General features: G+C 46.7%; 19 protein-coding genes. 6 read left to right on the forward strand and 13 right to left on the reverse strand.

Annotated elements, in window-relative coordinates; all coding sequences use genetic code 11:
* Positions 1-7: 7 nt before the first annotated feature.
* Positions 8-1,066 (reverse strand): GlxA family transcriptional regulator, encoded by a 1,059-nt coding sequence (locus tag FRZ59_RS05965; RefSeq protein ID WP_225975216.1) that lies wholly within the window; start codon positions 1,064-1,066, stop codon positions 8-10.
* 56 nt (positions 1,067-1,122) lie between these two features.
* On the opposite strand from FRZ59_RS05965, the gene FRZ59_RS05970 reads away from it, so the two are divergent.
* From FRZ59_RS05970 to FRZ59_RS05985, 4 genes are all read left to right on the forward strand, one after another.
* The gene (locus FRZ59_RS05970) at positions 1,123-1,548 is read left to right on the forward strand and encodes an SRPBCC family protein (RefSeq protein ID WP_132130466.1); all 426 of its coding nucleotides are present in this window, start codon (positions 1,123-1,125) and stop codon (positions 1,546-1,548) included.
* Positions 1,549-1,560: 12 nt separating this feature from the next.
* A complete protein-coding gene (locus FRZ59_RS05975; protein ID WP_132130464.1) occupies positions 1,561-1,941 on the forward strand; it encodes a DoxX family protein in 381 nt (126 codons plus the stop codon).
* Complete coding sequence (locus FRZ59_RS05980; protein WP_132130462.1) at positions 1,938-2,339, forward strand: VOC family protein; 402 nt, start codon at positions 1,938-1,940, stop codon at positions 2,337-2,339. The genes FRZ59_RS05975 and FRZ59_RS05980 overlap by 4 nt, the downstream gene beginning before the upstream one ends.
* Positions 2,340-2,438: 99 nt before the next feature.
* Complete coding sequence (locus FRZ59_RS05985) at positions 2,439-3,014, forward strand: GNAT family N-acetyltransferase (RefSeq protein WP_132130461.1); 576 nt, start codon at positions 2,439-2,441, stop codon at positions 3,012-3,014.
* A 199-nt stretch (positions 3,015-3,213) separates the two neighbouring features.
* Here FRZ59_RS05985 and FRZ59_RS05990 read toward each other — a convergent pair whose 3' ends face one another.
* The 5 genes from FRZ59_RS05990 to FRZ59_RS06010 all read right to left on the reverse strand — a co-directional run bounded on the left by FRZ59_RS05990 (position 3,214) and on the right by FRZ59_RS06010 (position 5,509).
* Entirely contained in the window at positions 3,214-3,471 is a 258-nt protein-coding gene (locus FRZ59_RS05990) for a nucleotidyl transferase AbiEii/AbiGii toxin family protein (protein WP_207910346.1), read from the reverse strand.
* Positions 3,468-3,815, reverse strand: coding sequence for a hypothetical protein (locus FRZ59_RS18895; protein WP_207910345.1), 348 nt, complete (start codon positions 3,813-3,815; stop codon positions 3,468-3,470). The genes FRZ59_RS05990 and FRZ59_RS18895 overlap by 4 nt, the downstream gene beginning before the upstream one ends.
* A gap of 345 nt (positions 3,816-4,160) precedes the next feature.
* Positions 4,161-4,529 (reverse strand): arsenate reductase family protein, encoded by a 369-nt coding sequence (locus tag FRZ59_RS06000; protein ID WP_132130460.1) that lies wholly within the window; start codon positions 4,527-4,529, stop codon positions 4,161-4,163.
* A gap of 43 nt (positions 4,530-4,572) precedes the next feature.
* A complete protein-coding gene (locus FRZ59_RS06005) occupies positions 4,573-4,959 on the reverse strand; it encodes a VOC family protein (protein ID WP_132130459.1) in 387 nt (128 codons plus the stop codon).
* Between the two features lie 100 nt (positions 4,960-5,059).
* A complete protein-coding gene (locus tag FRZ59_RS06010; protein WP_132130458.1) occupies positions 5,060-5,509 on the reverse strand; it encodes a hypothetical protein in 450 nt (149 codons plus the stop codon).
* Between the two features lie 192 nt (positions 5,510-5,701).
* On the opposite strand from FRZ59_RS06010, the gene FRZ59_RS06015 reads away from it, so the two are divergent.
* Both FRZ59_RS06015 and FRZ59_RS06020 read left to right on the forward strand, forming a co-directional pair.
* Complete coding sequence (locus FRZ59_RS06015) at positions 5,702-5,998, forward strand: class I SAM-dependent methyltransferase (RefSeq protein WP_132130457.1); 297 nt, start codon at positions 5,702-5,704, stop codon at positions 5,996-5,998.
* 129 nt (positions 5,999-6,127) lie between these two features.
* Complete coding sequence (locus tag FRZ59_RS06020; protein WP_132130456.1) at positions 6,128-7,147, forward strand: hypothetical protein; 1,020 nt, start codon at positions 6,128-6,130, stop codon at positions 7,145-7,147.
* A 17-nt stretch (positions 7,148-7,164) separates the two neighbouring features.
* Here the strand turns inward: FRZ59_RS06020 and FRZ59_RS06025 are convergent, their stop codons facing one another.
* The 7 genes from FRZ59_RS06025 to FRZ59_RS06055 all read right to left on the reverse strand — a co-directional run bounded on the left by FRZ59_RS06025 (position 7,165) and on the right by FRZ59_RS06055 (position 18,492).
* Positions 7,165-8,313 (reverse strand): mandelate racemase/muconate lactonizing enzyme family protein, encoded by a 1,149-nt coding sequence (locus FRZ59_RS06025; RefSeq protein ID WP_132130455.1) that lies wholly within the window; start codon positions 8,311-8,313, stop codon positions 7,165-7,167.
* 2 nt (positions 8,314-8,315) lie between these two features.
* Positions 8,316-9,212, reverse strand: coding sequence for an aldo/keto reductase (locus tag FRZ59_RS06030; RefSeq protein ID WP_132130454.1), 897 nt, complete (start codon positions 9,210-9,212; stop codon positions 8,316-8,318).
* A gap of 6 nt (positions 9,213-9,218) precedes the next feature.
* Positions 9,219-9,632, reverse strand: a complete 414-nt coding sequence (locus FRZ59_RS06035) for an L-rhamnose mutarotase (protein WP_132130453.1) — start codon at positions 9,630-9,632, stop codon at positions 9,219-9,221.
* 9 nt (positions 9,633-9,641) lie between these two features.
* A complete protein-coding gene (locus FRZ59_RS06040) occupies positions 9,642-11,219 on the reverse strand; it encodes a sodium:solute symporter family transporter (RefSeq protein ID WP_158640543.1) in 1,578 nt (525 codons plus the stop codon).
* A 10-nt stretch (positions 11,220-11,229) separates the two neighbouring features.
* Positions 11,230-13,485, reverse strand: a complete 2,256-nt coding sequence (locus tag FRZ59_RS06045; RefSeq protein WP_192901600.1) for a hypothetical protein — start codon at positions 13,483-13,485, stop codon at positions 11,230-11,232.
* Between the two features lie 105 nt (positions 13,486-13,590).
* Positions 13,591-15,312, reverse strand: a complete 1,722-nt coding sequence (locus tag FRZ59_RS06050; RefSeq protein ID WP_132130451.1) for a RagB/SusD family nutrient uptake outer membrane protein — start codon at positions 15,310-15,312, stop codon at positions 13,591-13,593.
* Positions 15,313-15,324: 12 nt separating this feature from the next.
* Positions 15,325-18,492, reverse strand: a complete 3,168-nt coding sequence (locus FRZ59_RS06055) for a SusC/RagA family TonB-linked outer membrane protein (RefSeq protein ID WP_132130450.1) — start codon at positions 18,490-18,492, stop codon at positions 15,325-15,327.
* Positions 18,493-18,557 lie beyond the last annotated feature (65 nt).

Consider the following 18,557-nt stretch of genomic DNA (forward strand, 5'->3'; position numbering starts at 1 on the left):
TCTCTCGTTATACCTCATTGGCCACCCTTGCAAACCTATTCCGGTAATCAATTGGCGTAAGCCCGGTGATCTTTTTAAATGTGTCCCTGAATGCTCTGGTATCCGTGTAGCCTACATCATACATGATTTCGGTTACGTTTCTCCTTGATGCTTCAAAGAATTTTTTGGCGGCTTCTATCCTTACCCTTTGTATATACTCTATTGGGGTATTATTGGTAGCCATTTTAAATCTTCGTTCAAAAGTCCTGCGGCCGGTATTAATTAGCTGTGCTAACGTTTCTATTGTTATTTTTTCGTTGTAGTTTTTTTCAATGTAATCCTGTACTTTTTGGATTTCATCATCTCCGTGATTTCGCTGACCGTTGAATATGGCGAATTGCGCCTGACTATCTCTCCCGATATCCAATGCAAAATATTTTGAGATCATGACTGCTGTTTCTCTATCGGCAAACTTTTCAACCAGGTATAATATCAGATTCCACAAACTGCTTGCCCCGCCGCTGCTGTAAATATTATCATGCTCTGTGATTATGGCGCCATCTTCTACTTCTACCTCCGGGTATCTTTCTCTGAAGTCGTTTATATAAGCCCAGTGTGTAGAGCATTTTTTACCATTGAGGATACCTGTTTCAGCTAGAAGAAATGCGCCGATACACAAACTGGCAATACTTGAACCTGTCTCCTGCAGCTTTTTAAAATATGGTATCGCTTCTGCGTTGGCCTGAATCCCTGTGGCGATGTCGCCATATGCTGGTGGAATGATCAGCAGGTCCGTTTCGGTCACCTCTTTGAGTAACCTGTTGGTCTTTATCATGTATTCGCCGTTGTTGGCAGGTACATGTTCTCTCAGGCCCACATACTCAACCTCGAAAATGGGCTTTTTGCCAAATGTGGCCAAAAACTCATTGGCGGTCTGGAAGGTCCTGAAAGCCGGTGTAACGGCTTCAATCACCCCGTACTCAGGTACAAAGACAGAAATTTGCATATCAATAAAAAGTATTATGATGCAAGATAAAATAGTTTTGTCGTAATTCACCCCTAAAGTTGTCGTTTCCACAACAGCCATTATCTTTTGCCCGCTCGTATTTTTGAATCATAAATTTTAATAAAAAATAACGAACAATGGCACAATTAGAAAGAATCACGGTAGAAGCAACAGTAAATGCTCCCGTAGCAAACGTTTGGAAGGCTTGGAATACACCAGGCGATATTATGCAATGGAACACCCCTGACCCGAGCTGGCATTGCCCAAGCAGTGAAAATGATCTGAGAACAGGCGGTAAGTTCAAGAACAGAATGGAAGCGAAAGACGGCAGCTTTGGTTTTGACTTTGAAGGCGTTTATGATAACGTGGAATTACACAAGGAAATATCCTACACCATGGGTGATGGAAGAAAGGTCACTACTTTGTTTACTGAACAGGATGGTAAAACCCATGTTGCGACCACATTCGATCCTGAAACAGAAAATGACCCTGAATTTCAGAAACAAGGATGGCAAGCGATCCTGGAAAACTTTGTAAAATACACCGAATCGGCCAATTCGTAAATAATTGAATTTATGAAGAAGAATAAAATAGTTTTTTGGGTGGCAACGACCATCATCATACTTTGGGAGGGGGTAATGCCGCTTGGCACCCTCCTGTTTGCACCAGAGTATGTGAACGCGGGAACAAAACCTTTGGGTTATCCCGATTACTTTGCCTACACGCTGGTCATCTGTAAAGTACTCGGAGTATTTGCTATATCCTATCCTAAGACGCCAGGGAAGTTAAAGGAATGGGCATATGCAGGGCTCACATTTAGTTTAATCTTTGCATTCATCAGCCATGCATGTGTAGATAAGAACATCGGGTTTATGCTGTTGCCTCTTGTGGTGCTGGGCATTCTCGCAGTTTCTTATGTATATAACAATAGAATCCAAACCATTGGCGGAAAATGAATGACCCTAATCATGGTAAATTGGTGAGTGCAGTCTTCATTACCTTTTCCGGTAATTGCAGGAAAGCACTCACCTATTACCAAACCTGCTTCGGCGGTACCTTGCATTTTGAAACTTTTGAACGGGAATTACAAGGTTACCCGGAAACTCCTGTCATTATCGGGTCGCTTTTTTCTGATCGTTTAACTATTCATGGTTCGGACCTGGTACACGACGAAGGAAGAACACTCGGCAATTACCTGTCTGTTTTTCTTTATTGCACAAATATCGATGATCGAAAAGCGCTTATAGAAAAGCTGATGTGTACTAAAAAGGAGCCTCTTCCCAATCATGGCGACGACGAAAAACTCATTGAAGTAACCGATGCTTTTGATGTAAGGTGGGTATTGGGAGTTTGACAGTATTATGTCCAAATCGCCCCGAAAGAAAGTCCGTTTTTCACCCCATTAAAATAAAAAATAGACAATACTTTTGTTATAAATGAAAATGGACACGATATGGCAATTAAAATCGCTCAAGCATCGGATGAGGCCAGCGCCATCGATGCGTTGACATTGGCATTCAGTGTTGACCCCATGGTCCGTTGGTCCCTGCCGGATCCCGCAAAATATTTGGCAACTTTTCCTTCGTTAGCGCGGGCTTTCGGCGGAAGCGCGTTCCGTACGGGTACAGCCTATTTTGCCGATGGTTTCGCGGGTGTTGCCTTATGGTTGCCACCCGGTGTCAGATCTGATGAGGAATCCCTGATGAGGCTGTTCGACGAAAACACCAGCGACGATGTAAAGGAAGATCTGCCAGGAATTTTTGAGCAGATGGAAAAGTTTCATCCCACCCAGCGGCATTGGTATTTGCCCATGATAGGTGTCGACCCGGCGTATCAGGGTGCGGGCCTGGGCACCGCATTGATGACCGAGGCGCTAAAAGTGGTAGACCGTGATGGATTAATTGCCTATCTCGAATCTTCGAATCCTAAGAATATTTCGTTATATGAGCGTCACGGCTTCGAGGTTATCGGCGAGATTCAATCCGGCAGCTCACCTGTTTTACGCCCTATGCTGCGAAGAGCGCGATAAACAGGGGCGCTGGATTCAATATCAGCAACCTGATGAGCAGAAGCGTTGGGTTAGTGTCGTGTAATTTAGCTCAATGCTTCCATGAATTCCCTGAAACGTAATACTCGCGCACTATTGGCCCGGTTAAAGAGCAAGTGTTCAAAGTCTCGCTGCCTTATTTTCAGGTCTACTGTTTTGAGCCGCTCGGCTGTGGCCGATTTCAATTGTGCCAGTGTCCCGATACCACATCGTTTCTCAAGAAAATGATAGTCAGGTTTCGACTGCGCCACCGGTCGATTCCCTTTACCAACCGGAGGTTCGTTCCGCCAATGAAAGTGATTTTCCGTACGTAAGGTGTAGTTGACAGAAAGTCCAGGACGGCCAGTTGCAGGTATTCCTTGAGCATGTGCTTGGCAAACCCTGCATTATCTCTTATCGTAGCGGGGAAATAATTCTTAATCTGTTCCAATTGTATCATAGGCCGTATGTTTTACGCATTAAAACCAGGCGTCCCCATAGCGCTTTGCTTTGAAATCGTTTGCCGTATTGCATCAACAAATCGACATCGAGGTCTTCCGCTAAATAATCTTCATCCAGCCGTAGCTCTTCCATTTCCGCCTTGCTGTTATAAAACGGATAGAGGTAAAGCAGATCGAGCAGGGCCTTTTCCGGCTTGGCGAACCGGAGGTTTCGGTTGTCGCTCATCGGCTTCAGATCATAACCGAACATCAAGTGTTCTTTCACGTTGTGATAGGAATATTCTCCAAAATCGTTTGTGAACGACTGGGTCTTCAATGTCGTGATGCTAGTGATCTGCACCACCGATTCAGGGATTATTCCGTAAAACGCCAGTGCAGTATGCAGGCTGATATAAGAAGGCTTGTAAATCCTGTTGGCGAAGTATAGGGAATAATCTTTTTTACTTTTGAATTCAGGAAAAGTGTAATACCCTGCCTAAGGCGAACAAGATAGCCCTTCCTGATCCACCGGGTCAGGTTATTCCGATCAAAGTCCGGTTGCCAGGCATATACTTGGTCGGTGCTAAAGCATGCCAGATCAAACAACTTTTCCTTAAATGTCAGAAAATCCAAGTCTATTATATTTCTATTATGCAGCAAATATAGTGCATTTTGGAAACAAAATGAAGCTGTCTAGTCCCATTCCTGCTCAACCTAATTTATTCAAAGCCACCCTCAGCGCTTCAATGTTTTTCTTTCCGCTTCCAATAAAAATTTGGCTTCCGATGATAACAACGGGCCTTTTCAGGAACGTGTCATGTTCAAGTATGAAATTTTTGTAATCCTCTTCGGTCAGTTTTTTATCCGTCAAACCCAGCTCTTTATATTTCAATGCCCGGCGACTGAAAAGCGCTTCGTAGCTACCCGCCAGCTTTTGCATTTCATCGATTTGTTCCGGTGTAATTTTTTGTGTACGGATATCCTGCAGCTCAAATCCATTTTGCATATCGATATGTAGCTCCTTCATAATGCTTTCGCAGGTAGAGCAAGTAGCGAGATAATAGATCTTCTTTTTCATACTCCCAAAGATAGTGGAGCAGATTATTATTTACACGTTTGGATCACGCATAATCATGATATTCCGTTATTATGAGGTAGTAGCCATCCGGGTCCCTTAACGAAAACTGCATTTTCATCGAATTAGGGTTTTGGTGGATATCGGCTTCGACAGGGTGTCCCAATGCTTCGGCGTTTTGTCGTACTTTTTGGAGATTGTCCACCTTAAAGTAAAGAATCAGACCATTACCCGGCGTAATATTCCGGTTTAACATGGTGGGGTGTTCGTGTTCACCCCATTTATGCAGGCATAGCAGTACCTCGTTGTTCCCGGATTTCAAGACTGCAAATTCATCCCCTCCGTGAGCCCGGTGGCACCCGAATATAGTCTGATACCATTCTGCGCTGGCATTCACATCTTTTACGGCAATTATCGGATCAATTTTAATCATTTGCGGCATGGTATCAAATATAGGACAAAAGCCGCATTAGATATCCATCAGGAATTCCACCAGCACACGTCGGATGAAAATTGCCGTTTCAATAAACCAACTAATTGAACGAGTGAGTTTTGAAGATAGCTTTGTAGAACTCATCATTAGCCGGGTTCCTTACATAAAGCCTGGTCTTACCTTTCCCTTGAATATAGGCCGATAAGATGGTCCCGTTTTCAGCTTTTTCCTTGTGGATAACTGCCGGGTCGCCTTGGATAGTTAAACGTTCCAGGTAAATAGTATTTTCATCTTCGCTTATGTTGCCGGCATCGGACACATACGTGCCTTGATCGAAATGAATAGTCTTTTCTCCATCAGTGATGTAGCCCACATAACTGTCATATCCTTGTTCCTCTACCACATTCCACCCTGCAGGCGTTTTAATCGAAAAAAATTGCAGTTCCAGTTCATTGGATAACAAGAGCGTTTCGTCTTCTTTCTTACATCCCTGGAAAAGAACGATCAGTAAAGCAGTACAGGCGAAGGGAAGGAACTTTAGTGTAATCATGCTTACACGGATTAGTAATATATTTTAGCTGAAACGCTATATTTACCGTAAACGCTACATGCAACCCTGGCAACGCTTGCATGCAGCATAACCTTATACGCCAAACTTTAATGTATGATAATACGCTTTACTAGTTGTCCCCTTATTTTCCTTGCTTTATTGTTGGGTTTGCCTCATTCCGGGTACTGCCATTTGTTAAAAAGAAAATTTGCCGGCTCGGAACTAATCGTTCTCGATTTTTATGATCCGGGAAAACATACTGAAGTGTCCATCAGGAAGGCAAGAGAGGTTTATCCGCCGTTTCCCGGCACCCTTAATGTGAATACGGGAAGTCTGCCGCTGGAGGATGAGCTGGCAAATAAGGTATTTGCTATTTTTTTGGCTCACGAGATACGGGATCATGTGGAAAGAATTGCTTTTTTCAAGGAAATGGGCAGAATCCTGGCGCCATTTCACTGGGGATCGGTGTTTTCTGGACAGCACGGCTGATCGTTCAATTCTTTGGTTACTCACCACGGATATGGCGGGGAAAGCCTTTCGAAACGGTTATGCACGTTTTGTTTTCCGTCTTCTGGATTTATCTCAGTACGGTGTTTATTATAGTATATTTTGTATAGTATGAGCATCAAGTATATCTACGTTGCAGCATTTGTTTTCCTGTCCCAGGCGCTGTTGGCACAAATCCGCACCGCCGATTTGTACGGTACGTGGGTAGTCAGTAAGGTGACTTATAGAGACGGGAGCCCATTGCCAGATGAGCATATGCTGAAGTATATCTACCTCAAGTACAGCTTTTCGCGGCCACACAAGCTAAATACGTCGGAGGTCTACTTTGAGCAAGGGACTGGCAAGTTGTTTGAAATAAACGATCGGGCCCTGTTGATCAGGATGCCCGAAGGCGCTGTTATTAACAGCTATCATATCGTCGCGTTAAGAGATACGTTAATATTGCTGCAAAAAGGGATGAACGGTTTTGAAGACCCGGAAGCGTTGAAATTCTACTTTGTTCCTGAAGCGCTGTATCAGCGAAGTATCCCGCTGCAGGCAAGCGATATCTTTGCGATAAAAGGGCCGGATACCATTTACAGGCAGAGCCGAAAGATCTATGCAAGGTATAAAGGGCAAAGTTTCCAAAGTTATGTTTACGAGGGTATCAGCAAACAGATCGATATGGATGATCGTGTCGGGCATTTCATAGCTACCTTTACGGTGTCTAAAACGGGTTTAGCGGAAGATATAAAGATACTGGAGGGCATAGATGAGGAATACAATAGCAGATTCCTGAAAGTTTTTCATCAAGCGAAAAAAGACTGGGAACCTGCCGTACTCAATGGCCAGCCGGTTCCTGTTCAGATGTTTGTCGAAGTGACTTATTTAACTTTATATACTTCGCTACCCGCTGTAGTTTTCTCCCAAAAGGGAAATCAAGCTTATAATAATAAAAATTACGAGTTAGCCATTTATTGTTATGACAAGGCGCTTGATAATAAACCAACCGATATAGAAAACCTATACAAACGTGGCATATGCAAGCTGCTTTTGAATAATAAAGATGCTGCGTGTGACGATTGGAGGCGCGCAAAGGCATTGGGGAGTAGCCTTGCGGTAGATACAATGATTGAAAAGCATTGTCAATGAAAGCGCAGAGCCTTAATTCATCGTTTTGGTTTCCACACAACGCTATCCCGGATCATATTTTCTTTTTTAATCCTGTCCCAGTCGAACCGAATGGATATGCCCTCGATCTCCGGCAGAATGATCTTGCCATTGCTGACGGACGGTTGAACTTTAAAATAAGGGTCCATGGGTTTGAGGTAGGGGATCAGGTATTCGCACATGGCATCTTCTCCGAGCGTTGCGATGAGTTGGGCGTTCACATTCGGAAAGGAGCCGCAACTCAGCATGAGGCCATGGCTGGCGGCCAGGTAGCATACCGCTTTGAATTCGGCGATCGAAATCATGCTGTTTGCAACAGGCTGAAAGTGTCTGATTCCTGCGTTAAGCATTAAATGGAATGGATGTGCCAGTCTTTCTGATTCGCCAAAGGAGAGACACATGTTCGTGGTTTCGGTCAGGGCACTCATGCCTAATATATCAGCAGAGTGAATTGGTTCTTCAAGCCAATAAATATCAAGATCTGCGATTTGTTCGATAAAATCCCGTGCCTGGTCAACGGTTAACGCCTGGTTTAGATCTACTGCCAGTTGAATGTTATTGCCCAGCGCTATTCTAACCTTTTCGATGCGTTTTACATCCTGCTGGAGATGGCTGGCAAAATCGCCCCCCGCTTTTATCTTGATAACAGAATAGCCTTTTTCCTTGTAGCTTAAGCATTCTTCAATCAGTTCGGTGTCGGAAAGAGCCGTGCTTCCTCCGGAGGCGTATACCATGGCCCAGCTTCTTTCAGCACCAAGGTATCGGTGCAGGGGTTTGCCGGCCCGTCGGGAGGCGATATCGTAAAATACTCTGTCCAGATAGCCCAGCGCCCTTGCCGCCTCTCCCCTGAAGCCCTCGTTGCGAATACGCCAGAACATTTTTTTGTAGATATCGGGATAGGAGGAATTGTGTGATTCGAGTAATACGGGAAGAAGGTATTTTTTGAAAAAGGGAAAGCATGACACCGGATACTCGATTTCACCCGTAAACCCGCTGTCGTCCACCAACGTAAGAACAGTGGTTTCATATGAGCTAAAAGGTCCCATGGTAGAATCGTAGAAAGGTTTCGGGAATACGATGGGTTTTAATATCCTGCAACTGATCTCTTTAATGGAAAAAGTTTCACAAAGGATAGCTTCGGTATGCATGATTATATATTAAGTGTTTTATCTATGTTTTCAAGCAAAGACTGATCAAGCGGTCCTTTCCTGATATCCTTTAAGGTGGTTTGCAGTTGAATAAGACTATCGGGGCCAATGACCATTCTGTCAATGTTTTCACTGAAGGCCAGGTAGCGGTGAGCCATAGCAGGCAATGTCATGTTAGCATCCCGGGCCAGTATTTTCAGTTTGTTCGCTTTCAGGATCGTTTTCACCGGCAGCCAGGGCGGAGGGGATATGGTGTACTGTTCCAGCCGGTCTCCTAACAGCCCCATCATGAGTGGACTGCCTTCATATATTTCCAGTTTATGCTGCCTGTAGTACGGAAAATCCGTTGTTAATGCTGTTCGTTCGGCTAAATTATAGCCATTGAAATCCATCACCACCCTAAAATGGCCTTCTTCAATAACAGGGGCTAAAAAGGGCGGCGGTTTTCCACCCAGCCCAATGGCCTTGATGGTACCCTGTTCTTGACAGGCGTGTAAAATGTCCAATACGGCGTTCATTTTACCGGCCGGGAGCTGGTCCGGTTCGTGCAGGAATACGAGGTCAATGTACTCCCTGTTTAACCTTTCGAGACTCCTGCCAATGCTCGCCTTTACGGCATTCGTTCCGTAATCAGCAAGGTTCTCCTGGTTGGCAAGGCCTTTTCGTTTCCCTATTTTGGTACTTATGAAGGGAGTAGCACCCTTCCAGCGTTTCAGCGCTTTACCGACGATCACTTCCGCATCCATGTAAGCCGGCGCCGTATCCAGATGGGTAATGCCTTCTTCCAAAGCATGGAGCAGGACATCGGCCGAATGCTCCGGATCGACTTCATGCCATGCCCCTCCCAGGCTCGCTGTGCCCAGTGTAATTCGGTTTATTCCGGCCTGCCTGGTTTTCATCGGAAGTTACTTTGGGTTTTGGAATTCGTATAGCTTGTCCATCGCTACCCAGGTGCCTGCTCCGGGCAGTCCTTGCTGATAGGTAGCCATCAGTTTATTCCAGGCCTTTATTTTTTCGGTGTTCAATGCCTCGTTTGTAGCAATTTTACGGATGTCCGTGCCCCTTGGTACTTTTATGACCATGGTGACGTAGTTTTCAAACCGGTACAGCCGTATCGAGGTGTAGCCGGCTTTTCTGAAACCGGCCTCCACCTCGGGCCAGACCGTTTTATGATGCGCTATGTATTCCTGTATTTTTATCGGATCGTTAACCAGCTGTATGGCAAATACATATTCGTCGAATTGAACTGTCTCCCGCTGGCATGCGTTTGAAATAACTGCCGTCAGGCAGATGATGGTGAACTGTAGTATCCTTTTCATTGTGTGCTGTTAATTAAAAAATACATAGAGGGCGACCAGAACCAGGGCAATCAGCATCCATATTCCAATGGATCCTGCCGGGAAAATGCCGAGCTGCCGGTAAACGGTACCGAGCGGAATGAATTTCCTTTTGTCCTCTTCTTTACCGGTTATCAAAGAAACACTCACCATAAAGGCGGAGAGGAAGGCAAACAGGTAGAATGACATCAATAAGTACGGTGGAATAAATCCTTTGTACGGGAACCCGCCCAGGTCCAGTATCGCCACAACGAAACAGAGTGCAAAGCCAAAGACGAGCGTGAGATTCGCCGCTTTGGAGGTTGCTTTTTTCCAGAGTACGCCGGTCAGGAATACGACGGACATAGGCGGCGCCAGGTAACTGATGATCGACTGCAGCAGGCCAAACAGGTCCTTTTCTACTCGCTGCAGTAAAACTGCCATCAGGACAGCTAACACCGCTCCCAGCAACGTTACCCATTGTCCCAGTTTACGTTCGCTGATCTTATGCAGATGCGGATTGGTTTTTCTTTTGCAGACATCCAGGATGAATACGGTGCTTAAAGAGTTTAAACCCGAGTCGATGGTGCTGATCAGGGAAGCGAGAATGGCAATGACCGCCAATCCGAACAAGCCCGGAGGTAAGACCTCCATGGAAAGTGTTAAAAACGCCTCATCGGGATTGTTCAGATCCGGAAACAATAGGAAGCATATAATTCCCGGCATCACGAACAGAAAGGTATCCAGAATTTTGAGCCCGGCTGTAAACAGAACGCCTTTTTGTGCCTGCTGTATGCCTTTTGCGCCCAACGCCCTTTGCACAATCGTCTGATCGGTACACCAAAACCAAATGCCCAAAACCGGATATCCAAGTATCAACGCGTACCAGGGATAGGTGTCATCAGACGCCGGCAACAGCAAATGCCAGTAATGCTCGGGGGCGGATGAATACACTTGTTCAAGGCCTCCTGCGGCGCTGACGCCCAATATCAGTAAGGCTAGTGAAATGATGATCAGCAATATCATCTGGAAGGCATCCGTATATGCTACTGCTGTCAGGCCACCGGTAATGGTGAAACTCATGCTGACGATCATCAGCAAACTAACGGAAAGCCAGAGCGGCCAGTCCAGCATCTGGCTGACAATAATTCCACCGGCATAGAGGGTGCCTCCCAGCCAAAGAATGAGGATGGATACCAATGCATATATCGCCACGATATCACGGGTGGTTTGGTTAAAGCGAAAACTCAGATATTCGGGGGTCGTATGAATACGGGCATGCAGATATCGAGGGACAAAAATTTTTGACAGCATTAACAGGATGGGAAATGTCAGCCAGGAGAAGTTGCCTCCAACCAATCCGGTTGAATAAGCCAGGCTTGCAGTAGCGATCAGCATGGAAGGCGATACATTCGTGCCCCACATTGATAATCCGACGGTATGCCATTTCAGCTGACGGCCGCCCAGAAACAGGTCGCCGCCCAGCTGATTTGATCTTCTGCTTGCCCAAAAGCCGATCGCCAGTAACAATATGAGATATACGATGATTACCGAGTAATCTGAAATGCCCAGGTGATCGACGATATTCATGATGCTGCTTTTATCTTGGCGAACGGCTGCTTCCGTGCAGCTCATAGCTGGAGATCCGCTGGCCATTCCGCCATTCGTGTAACACCCAGGTGTCCTGGTCCGAGCCTTCTTTCAGGGTCCAGTTTTTTTCCGGTTTTGCAAGCAGCTTTTTGATCCAGCGGGGAAAGGCGTTCGCGGCACTGGCATCTTCCCAGGTTCTGATTACCTTAAAAATCGCTTCCTTTTGGGGGCAGCTTTCCACATCTTCCTGGCTCAGGTACAGGCTGTAGGTGGCGCCGATCCCTACCGAAATAGCCTGTATGTGTTCATACTGAGCCGCTGTGGAGGTGGCGGTTATCGGAAAATTGCTGCCCATGGTTGCCGGAAAATAGTTCGCGTACGTTACATCGCGAAGGTCCTTACCCTGGCTGGTGGCGCTCCCCCATTCACGTGTTTCGACATCGTACAGGTTTTTACCTCCCCCCACATTCCATATGCTTTGATAATGCCAGGAACCTTCCGACAGCGTGGCTCCTGTAAAGCGGATGGGAGGAATTTTATGATAGGCAGCCCGTTCGAACATTTTTCGAAAAAAACGCTTCACCGAATAGTAGCCATGGCCGTTGTTGAACAAAAATTCCAGTCCGTCAAAGTCGTAATAGCCTATGCCGTTAATATGGCATACGTCAGCATAATATTTTGCGATTTCATCCTGCAGTTCCATATTGGGTATCAACCCGTCATAACCATAGTTAATGGTTACCTGCAGTTTGTAAACGGTGTCCATGGAGAAATGGGCAGAGGGCCGGGTGCCCCAGTAGCCCCGTTTTACGTTTAAGAGCCTGTATGGTTCCTGTTCTGATACCCCGAGATAATGAATCAGCTCTTTTCCGATCTTGATCATGTTCAAATTCTCAGCATGCCCTTCCCAACTGCCAATCTCGTCCATATACTTTGGATCATCAATAATGAGGATGGTATCGGTTGGGCTGATATTGTTCATCAGCAATCGTTTTTGCTGATAACATAAACTGTCGCTGGGAACGGGGCTGGCATCCCTGGTTCCGGGTGCCAAAGAAGTGGTTATGGGAGTTCTCCCGATGGTAATTCCGTAGCGTTCCGCCATCCCGGAAAACTCCTTATGGGATTTATTCCCCGATGAGAAGTGCAATGGTTTCTTATCGAATTCTTTTCCGTCAATATAGCCGGCATTTCCGCGGTCGGGTCGTATAAAACCCTGGTCGTAGAGACTGATCGCTTTAAAGCCCAGCCTGTGGGTATAGCTGATGATGCTGTCATACAGCTGACCCCTTGTAATGGCATCAGGTACGTAGGCTGCAGGATCCTTTACCCATTTGCCGTCTATGGTTGGATAGGGAAGGCCTTCCGACAATACGATGTTCTGCACAACATCCATCAGGGCCGTACTATCGGGACTGCCCCACAAGGCGACGGATGACCCGATATAGTCGACTCCAGGTATGGGTTGCACCTCCAGGTGATTAGGGGTGTTGGCGGCCATATTGGGGATCAGGGAAAAGTAAATTTCCCTTTCCCTTGCCCTGTCCCTTGAATGGTAAGAAACGGAGATCCTTCCTTTACTGTCAACCATCGCCGTATTGCCGTACATTATCCTGTAATACGGCTCTTTATGGGCGTAAAATGCCACATCGCTGATCCCGTTTCCGCCAAGGGTGAAAACCTGTCCCTCCCGGAGGCTGTCCGGTAAAGGATACCGCACCGTATCGGGGGTGTGAATGATGTACTGAAACGGCGCCGCATCACCGATGGTTTTGGAAGTGCCCCCCAATGTGTTGTCATCAAGGGCCAGCATGCCGATCGCATAATTGACAGTTTCACTCGTGTCCCGGGCTACGCCGATGATTTCGCCGAATAAATTGGTGATATTCGTATGGATAGCTCCCCATTGAATTCCTTCAATATCTTCCCGGTTACTCAATGAAAGGAGGGTGAACTTCAGGTATTTTTTCCTGCCTTCAATGCGGACTTCGGCTACTGAATTATTTGCATAGCTAAGCGTTAAGGCGCTTTTTGATGCGTTATAAGCTGCCGACTGCGGTTCCCATAAGGTGTCCCGCCTGCTGTCGAACAAACAAAGCAGGGAAGAGGGTTTGTCTGCGGGGCTGAACTCCCGGAAAGGTTGGCTGGTGATATTTTTTATGCTGGTTATCCGGCCTTTATTGTTTATTGTAATATCCATGTAGGCCGTCCTGAAACTGGTCTGCGCCGAGGTGGTGCAGCTCATTGCAGCTATCAGAACCGCCATTAAAAACCACTTAAGTTTATGTATCGTAAAAGTCGTCATCTGTGTTATATAAGTCTTTGCCCGCAAAGTGAATAATAAGGGACCTTCAGGCCTCCATTCAAGCAGCTATTGTAACGGATCGAAGGTGCCGCCGTCCCATCCGACGGTCTGCTCCAGTTTTACGTCCTTTTGAATATAGGACTCCGGTATCCCGAAAAAATAATAGCTGTCAGGGATGTTGAAAACTTCGCCTGCTGCGGATTCGACATTAAAAACCTCCCATGTAAATTTATTCCACACGTTGTCAATATTGTCATAATTCTTCGGAGGCGTTTCACCAGCCTTGAGTGTAAACAGCAATCCCTTATGCACAACCTGCTCATTCAGAATATCAAATCTTCGCCACCTGCGCAGGTCATCCCAGCGTTTATTTTCAAAAGCAAACTCTACAAACCGCTCATTAATGTAGGCTTCCCGGATATCACTTTGGCTGCTTGCGGTGAGGCCATAATTTCCCGAAGGGCCTGCCGCTATTCCGGCACGTTCCCTGACATCTTTCAGTACCTGCATCGCTTCACCTGTTTTACCTGTTTCATTTGCGGCTTCGCCATAATTCATCAGCACTTCGGTAAACCGGATCTCGATCCAGTCGACATCGGCCTGATCGATGGCCGACGCATCAATGTCCTTGTCAACAGCTTTTAACCTGTAAAAGCCGGTATAATTATTACCATGTCCTCCGTAAAGAATCAGTTCGGAATGATCCCCCGTCGGAAGGTCGTACATCCACAAATGCGATTGCATGTTAACCAGTTCTTTTATATTGTAGCGGGTGGTTCCATTATAAGCGATATTTGCATAAAAGCGATTGTCGCGATCCTTATAAAACTGACCGTAGCCGGCGGAGGGATCAAAAGCGGATCCGTCTGTCATCGGGAAGGCATTGACCAGCTTCAGGGAGGGGCGGTCAAAGCCGACATTATCCCGCGTGGCCCATATCGGCCGCAAAAGATTTTGGTTGTGGGTATGACCCGGATTAAAATACTGGTTGACCATAATCACTTCCTTGTTTCCCTCCTGGTACCAGATATCTTCGTAGTCACCCTGAAACAACCCTTTTCCCTTCGACTCCAAAAACTCTTTGGCTGCCTTGTTGGCATCGTAGGCGGCTGTCCACCTGGACATGTCCCCGGCGGGGTTAAATTGCGGGCTGGCAAAAAACAGCAATACCCTTCCTTTGAACGCCATAGCTGTGCCTTTGTCGATCCTGCCGTAATCGCTGCCGGTCCATTCCTCCGGCAACAAGCCGGCTGCCTCGTCAAGGTCACGGGCAATCTGTGCGAAACATTCCGCGGCGTTGCTTCGGGGCACGGACAATTCTTCTTCATCCAGACTTTGAGCATGCAGCACCAGCGGCACACCGCCATAAAGTTTGGTCATTTCGAAATATGCCCAGGCCCGGAAGAACAATGCCTGCCCCTTTAAGCGGCCAAGGAACTCTCCGTCGAGCGGACTGGTTTCTATTTCCTGAAGCAAAATATTGATTTTCCTGATATTCGCATAGGGCCAGTAGTTAACGGTATTGACACTAGCCGCCCCTTTAAGGATACTCTGCATAGTAAGGCCGTCGCTATTTGGCGCCTCGTCGGATGCCCCGCCGTTGAAAGGCATGCCCGGCATAAACAGGCTATAAACATTATTGATATAAGCTTCGGCCAGCGCCTCACTGCTCCATACGTCACCAGGATTTACGGCGTTGAGGTTTTCTTTATCGAATACCTTTTCACATGAACCTGAAACAAGTCCGAGCGCAGTAAAAATTACTGCTATATAATTAGTTCGTTTCATCTTTGTATTAAATTATAAGGTTAGGCTTAAACCCAAGCTATAGCTCTTCATATTCGGATAGGAACCCGCACTGCTTAATTCTACATCATATGCCTTGAATTCGGATATGTTGAATAGATTAGTGCCTGCGGCAAATAGTTTTACTCGTTCAATCCCGATGGAACTGAGTATTTTGGCAGGTAACTCGTACCCTATATTTAAATACCTTAACCTCAAATAGTCGGCGTTTTTAAGCCAGAAGGTGGAGGTCCATTGATTTGACCCGATATTCCAGTCCGGTTTTGGCATGGAGGCATCTGTATTGTCAGGTGTCCAGTGATCTTGCCAGATGCCGTATACACGTGTCCAGCCGTAAGGCGGCTGAACGCTGAGGATCTTCTTGTAACCGCCCGCGCCCTGGAAAAAGACATCAATGCTAAAGCCCTTGAAACTGCCACCTAGTTTAATGCCATAGGTGGACGTCGGCGCGGCATAGTTGGCGATGACTTTTTGGTCCCAGCTATCAATTTTGCCATCCGGGACACCGCCTGCGCCGTTTAAATCTATATAATTAAGCTGACCCAGCTGAGGAGCCCGGCCATCGATCGTATAGCCGGCGGGCAGCGCGTCGATATCTGCCTGTGTTCTCAGGATATCGTCGTATTCATATCCTACAATGTAATTCCATGACCGGCCAATCCGGTTCTGGTAATCCCGGATGTTTTCACCCTGGGCAATTTTTACAACTTCATCCCTGGCATAGCCATAGTTGCCGCCAATATAATAGTTGAACCCGCCAATATTATTAGAATAATCCAGCTCCACTTCAAACCCGTTTGATTTCATCTCCCCATAATTCGTATTCGGCACGTCGCCGCCCACGGTAGAGGGGAGTTCATCCAGCTGGGAACCCAGGATATCTTTCGTTCTTTTGTTCCAGATATCGACAACGATGCCGAGATTATTCGTCAGGTTTAATTCCAGGCCTAAATTCGCCGACTCGGAAGTTTCCCAGGTCATGTAAGGATTGGTGATCCCGCCGTATTGGATCCCTTTGACTTCGCGAGGCGTGTCGCCAAAGTAAAAGCCGTTAGCAGCCACGTACTGTTCCTGCCAGCGCCAGGGGGCCACCTGGTCATTGCCGACAGTTCCGTAAGAAGCTCTTAGTTTAAGTCTTTCTATAAATCCTATGTCAAAAAAATCTTCCTCCGATATGACCCAGCCGGCTGAAACCGAAGGAAAAAATCCCCATCGCTCACTCGGTTTAAAAATGATTGACCCGTCGTATCTGAACGAAGCTGAAAAGAGGTATTTTGACTTAAAGTCATAGTTTACCCGTCCAACATAAGAAAGCCTTGCCGTTTCACTTTCCGACCCGCCGGCTCTCGAATCTTCCGCGGCGCCGCTTGTCTGGTTCCACTGGTCTCTGACTAAAATCGGAAAATCATATCGCTGACCGAAGAGGCCGTTACTGAACCCTTCGCTCTGTTCGTACACCAGTAATGCATCCAATGCATGGTCTCCGAATACCCTTTTGTAATTCAGCTGGGTGTTGAATTGATAAGATCTTGCTAAATTTGCAGATTCATATATGCCCTCCCTGGACGGACCGGAACTTAACACGGTGGTACCGGTCAATTGTACCTGAGAGAAATTGTGTTCAGTATATCCGGTGATATCGTACAGTTCGTGCTTCTTCTCAAAAATCTTTAAGTTGCTCGCCGATTTGTCGTAGGCGTAGGTGACCTTTGCCGATAATCCTTTGACTTTCGGAATCTCGTAGGTTAAGCTTAGTATGGCACTTTGATCTTGTATCCTGTTTCTCCAATAGCCGGAATTGTTGATCAGCTCACCCACGTTGCCCAGCCATCCTAAGTTAGGGGCCTTGCCATCTATTGAGATAGGCTGATAAAACTGCCAGGTTTGAAGCTTTTTCCATAAATCGGGCAACGCATCATCGCCATAATCATAAGCCCAATTGAACTTTTGCCGCTCGCTGTTGTTCAAGGCCAGGTTTACATTTGCCGTCAAATTCCTGCTCAGGTTGACTTCCAGGTTCGCTCGCAGGTTCTGTTTGTCAAATTTCAGCGGGTCAAGGAAGCCGGTTTGTCCGAAAATGGCTCCTCCCATATAATATCTGACATGCTCGTTTCCCCCGGAAATGCTCACGGCGTGGCGATTGCTTGCCGGGTCTTTATATACCTCTTTCAGATAGTCGTAGCCGTAACCATTATTCACCGTTTCCAGCCAGGCGACATCTTCTTCACTCCATGAAAACCATTCGGTTTCGCTGACGACATTGGCCAGGCGGGCAATATCAACGCCTGACATCATCTCCGGCAATTTGGTAGGCTCTTCCGTGTCAAAAGTTGCGGTATAAGTGATGATTGGCTTGCCCGTATGCCCTTTTTTGGTGTTTACCAGCACTACTCCGTTCGCGGCCCTGGATCCGTATATGGCAGCCGAGGCCGCGTCCTTTAACACGCTGACCTCCTCCACTTCGTTAATGTCAAGCGCGTCAAAATCAGATTTCGATTTAACAATGCCGTCAATAACATACACGGGATCGGAATTATTCCATGTCCCCCTGCTCCTGATCGTTAAATTAGATGCAACACCGGGGGTTCCCGTAGCGCTGCTGACGCGTACGCCGGAAAGCCGTCCGGCAAGTAACGATGTCAGATTAGAAGCCGAAAGCTCTGCGATCTCCGCTGCTTTTATGTTTGTTACCGACCCGGTTAAAGTGGCTTTACTTTGCGAACCATACCCTATGACAATGACTTCATCCAGACGATCGGTATCTTCTTCCATTGTCAGGTCAATGGTTTTATCTTCGCCCACGGCTATATTAACGGTTTTCATGCCCAGGTGTGAGAACACCAATGTATCGCCTGTGCGGGCCTCCAGGATATAGGCGCCATCCAAGTCCGACTGAGTCCCCCTATTGGTTCCCTGCACTACAATATTGACCCCGGGAAGGGGATTGCCTTCTGTGTCAAGGATGGTACCCCGGATCATTTCCTGTACATTCAAAGACATGGGCGGCCCGAAGGAAGGCTTGCTGGCTGGAGGCGAAGCTGTTGCTGAAAAGCCGACGACCGCAAGGCTGAAGAATAAGAGGCATCTTATCCCTTGTTTTGAGCTAAAAGCGGAAACCGTTGTGTCCCTGGCAGCTTCCGCCCGATCGTAAATTTTTTTCATATTACTGGTTCATTAAAATTAAAGCACCTTAGCTTAGGTTTGGAATTTTAATACAAATGTAACCC

This window comes from Anseongella ginsenosidimutans (assembly GCF_008033235.1).
Classification (GTDB): Bacteria; Bacteroidota; Bacteroidia; order Sphingobacteriales; family Sphingobacteriaceae; genus Anseongella; species Anseongella ginsenosidimutans.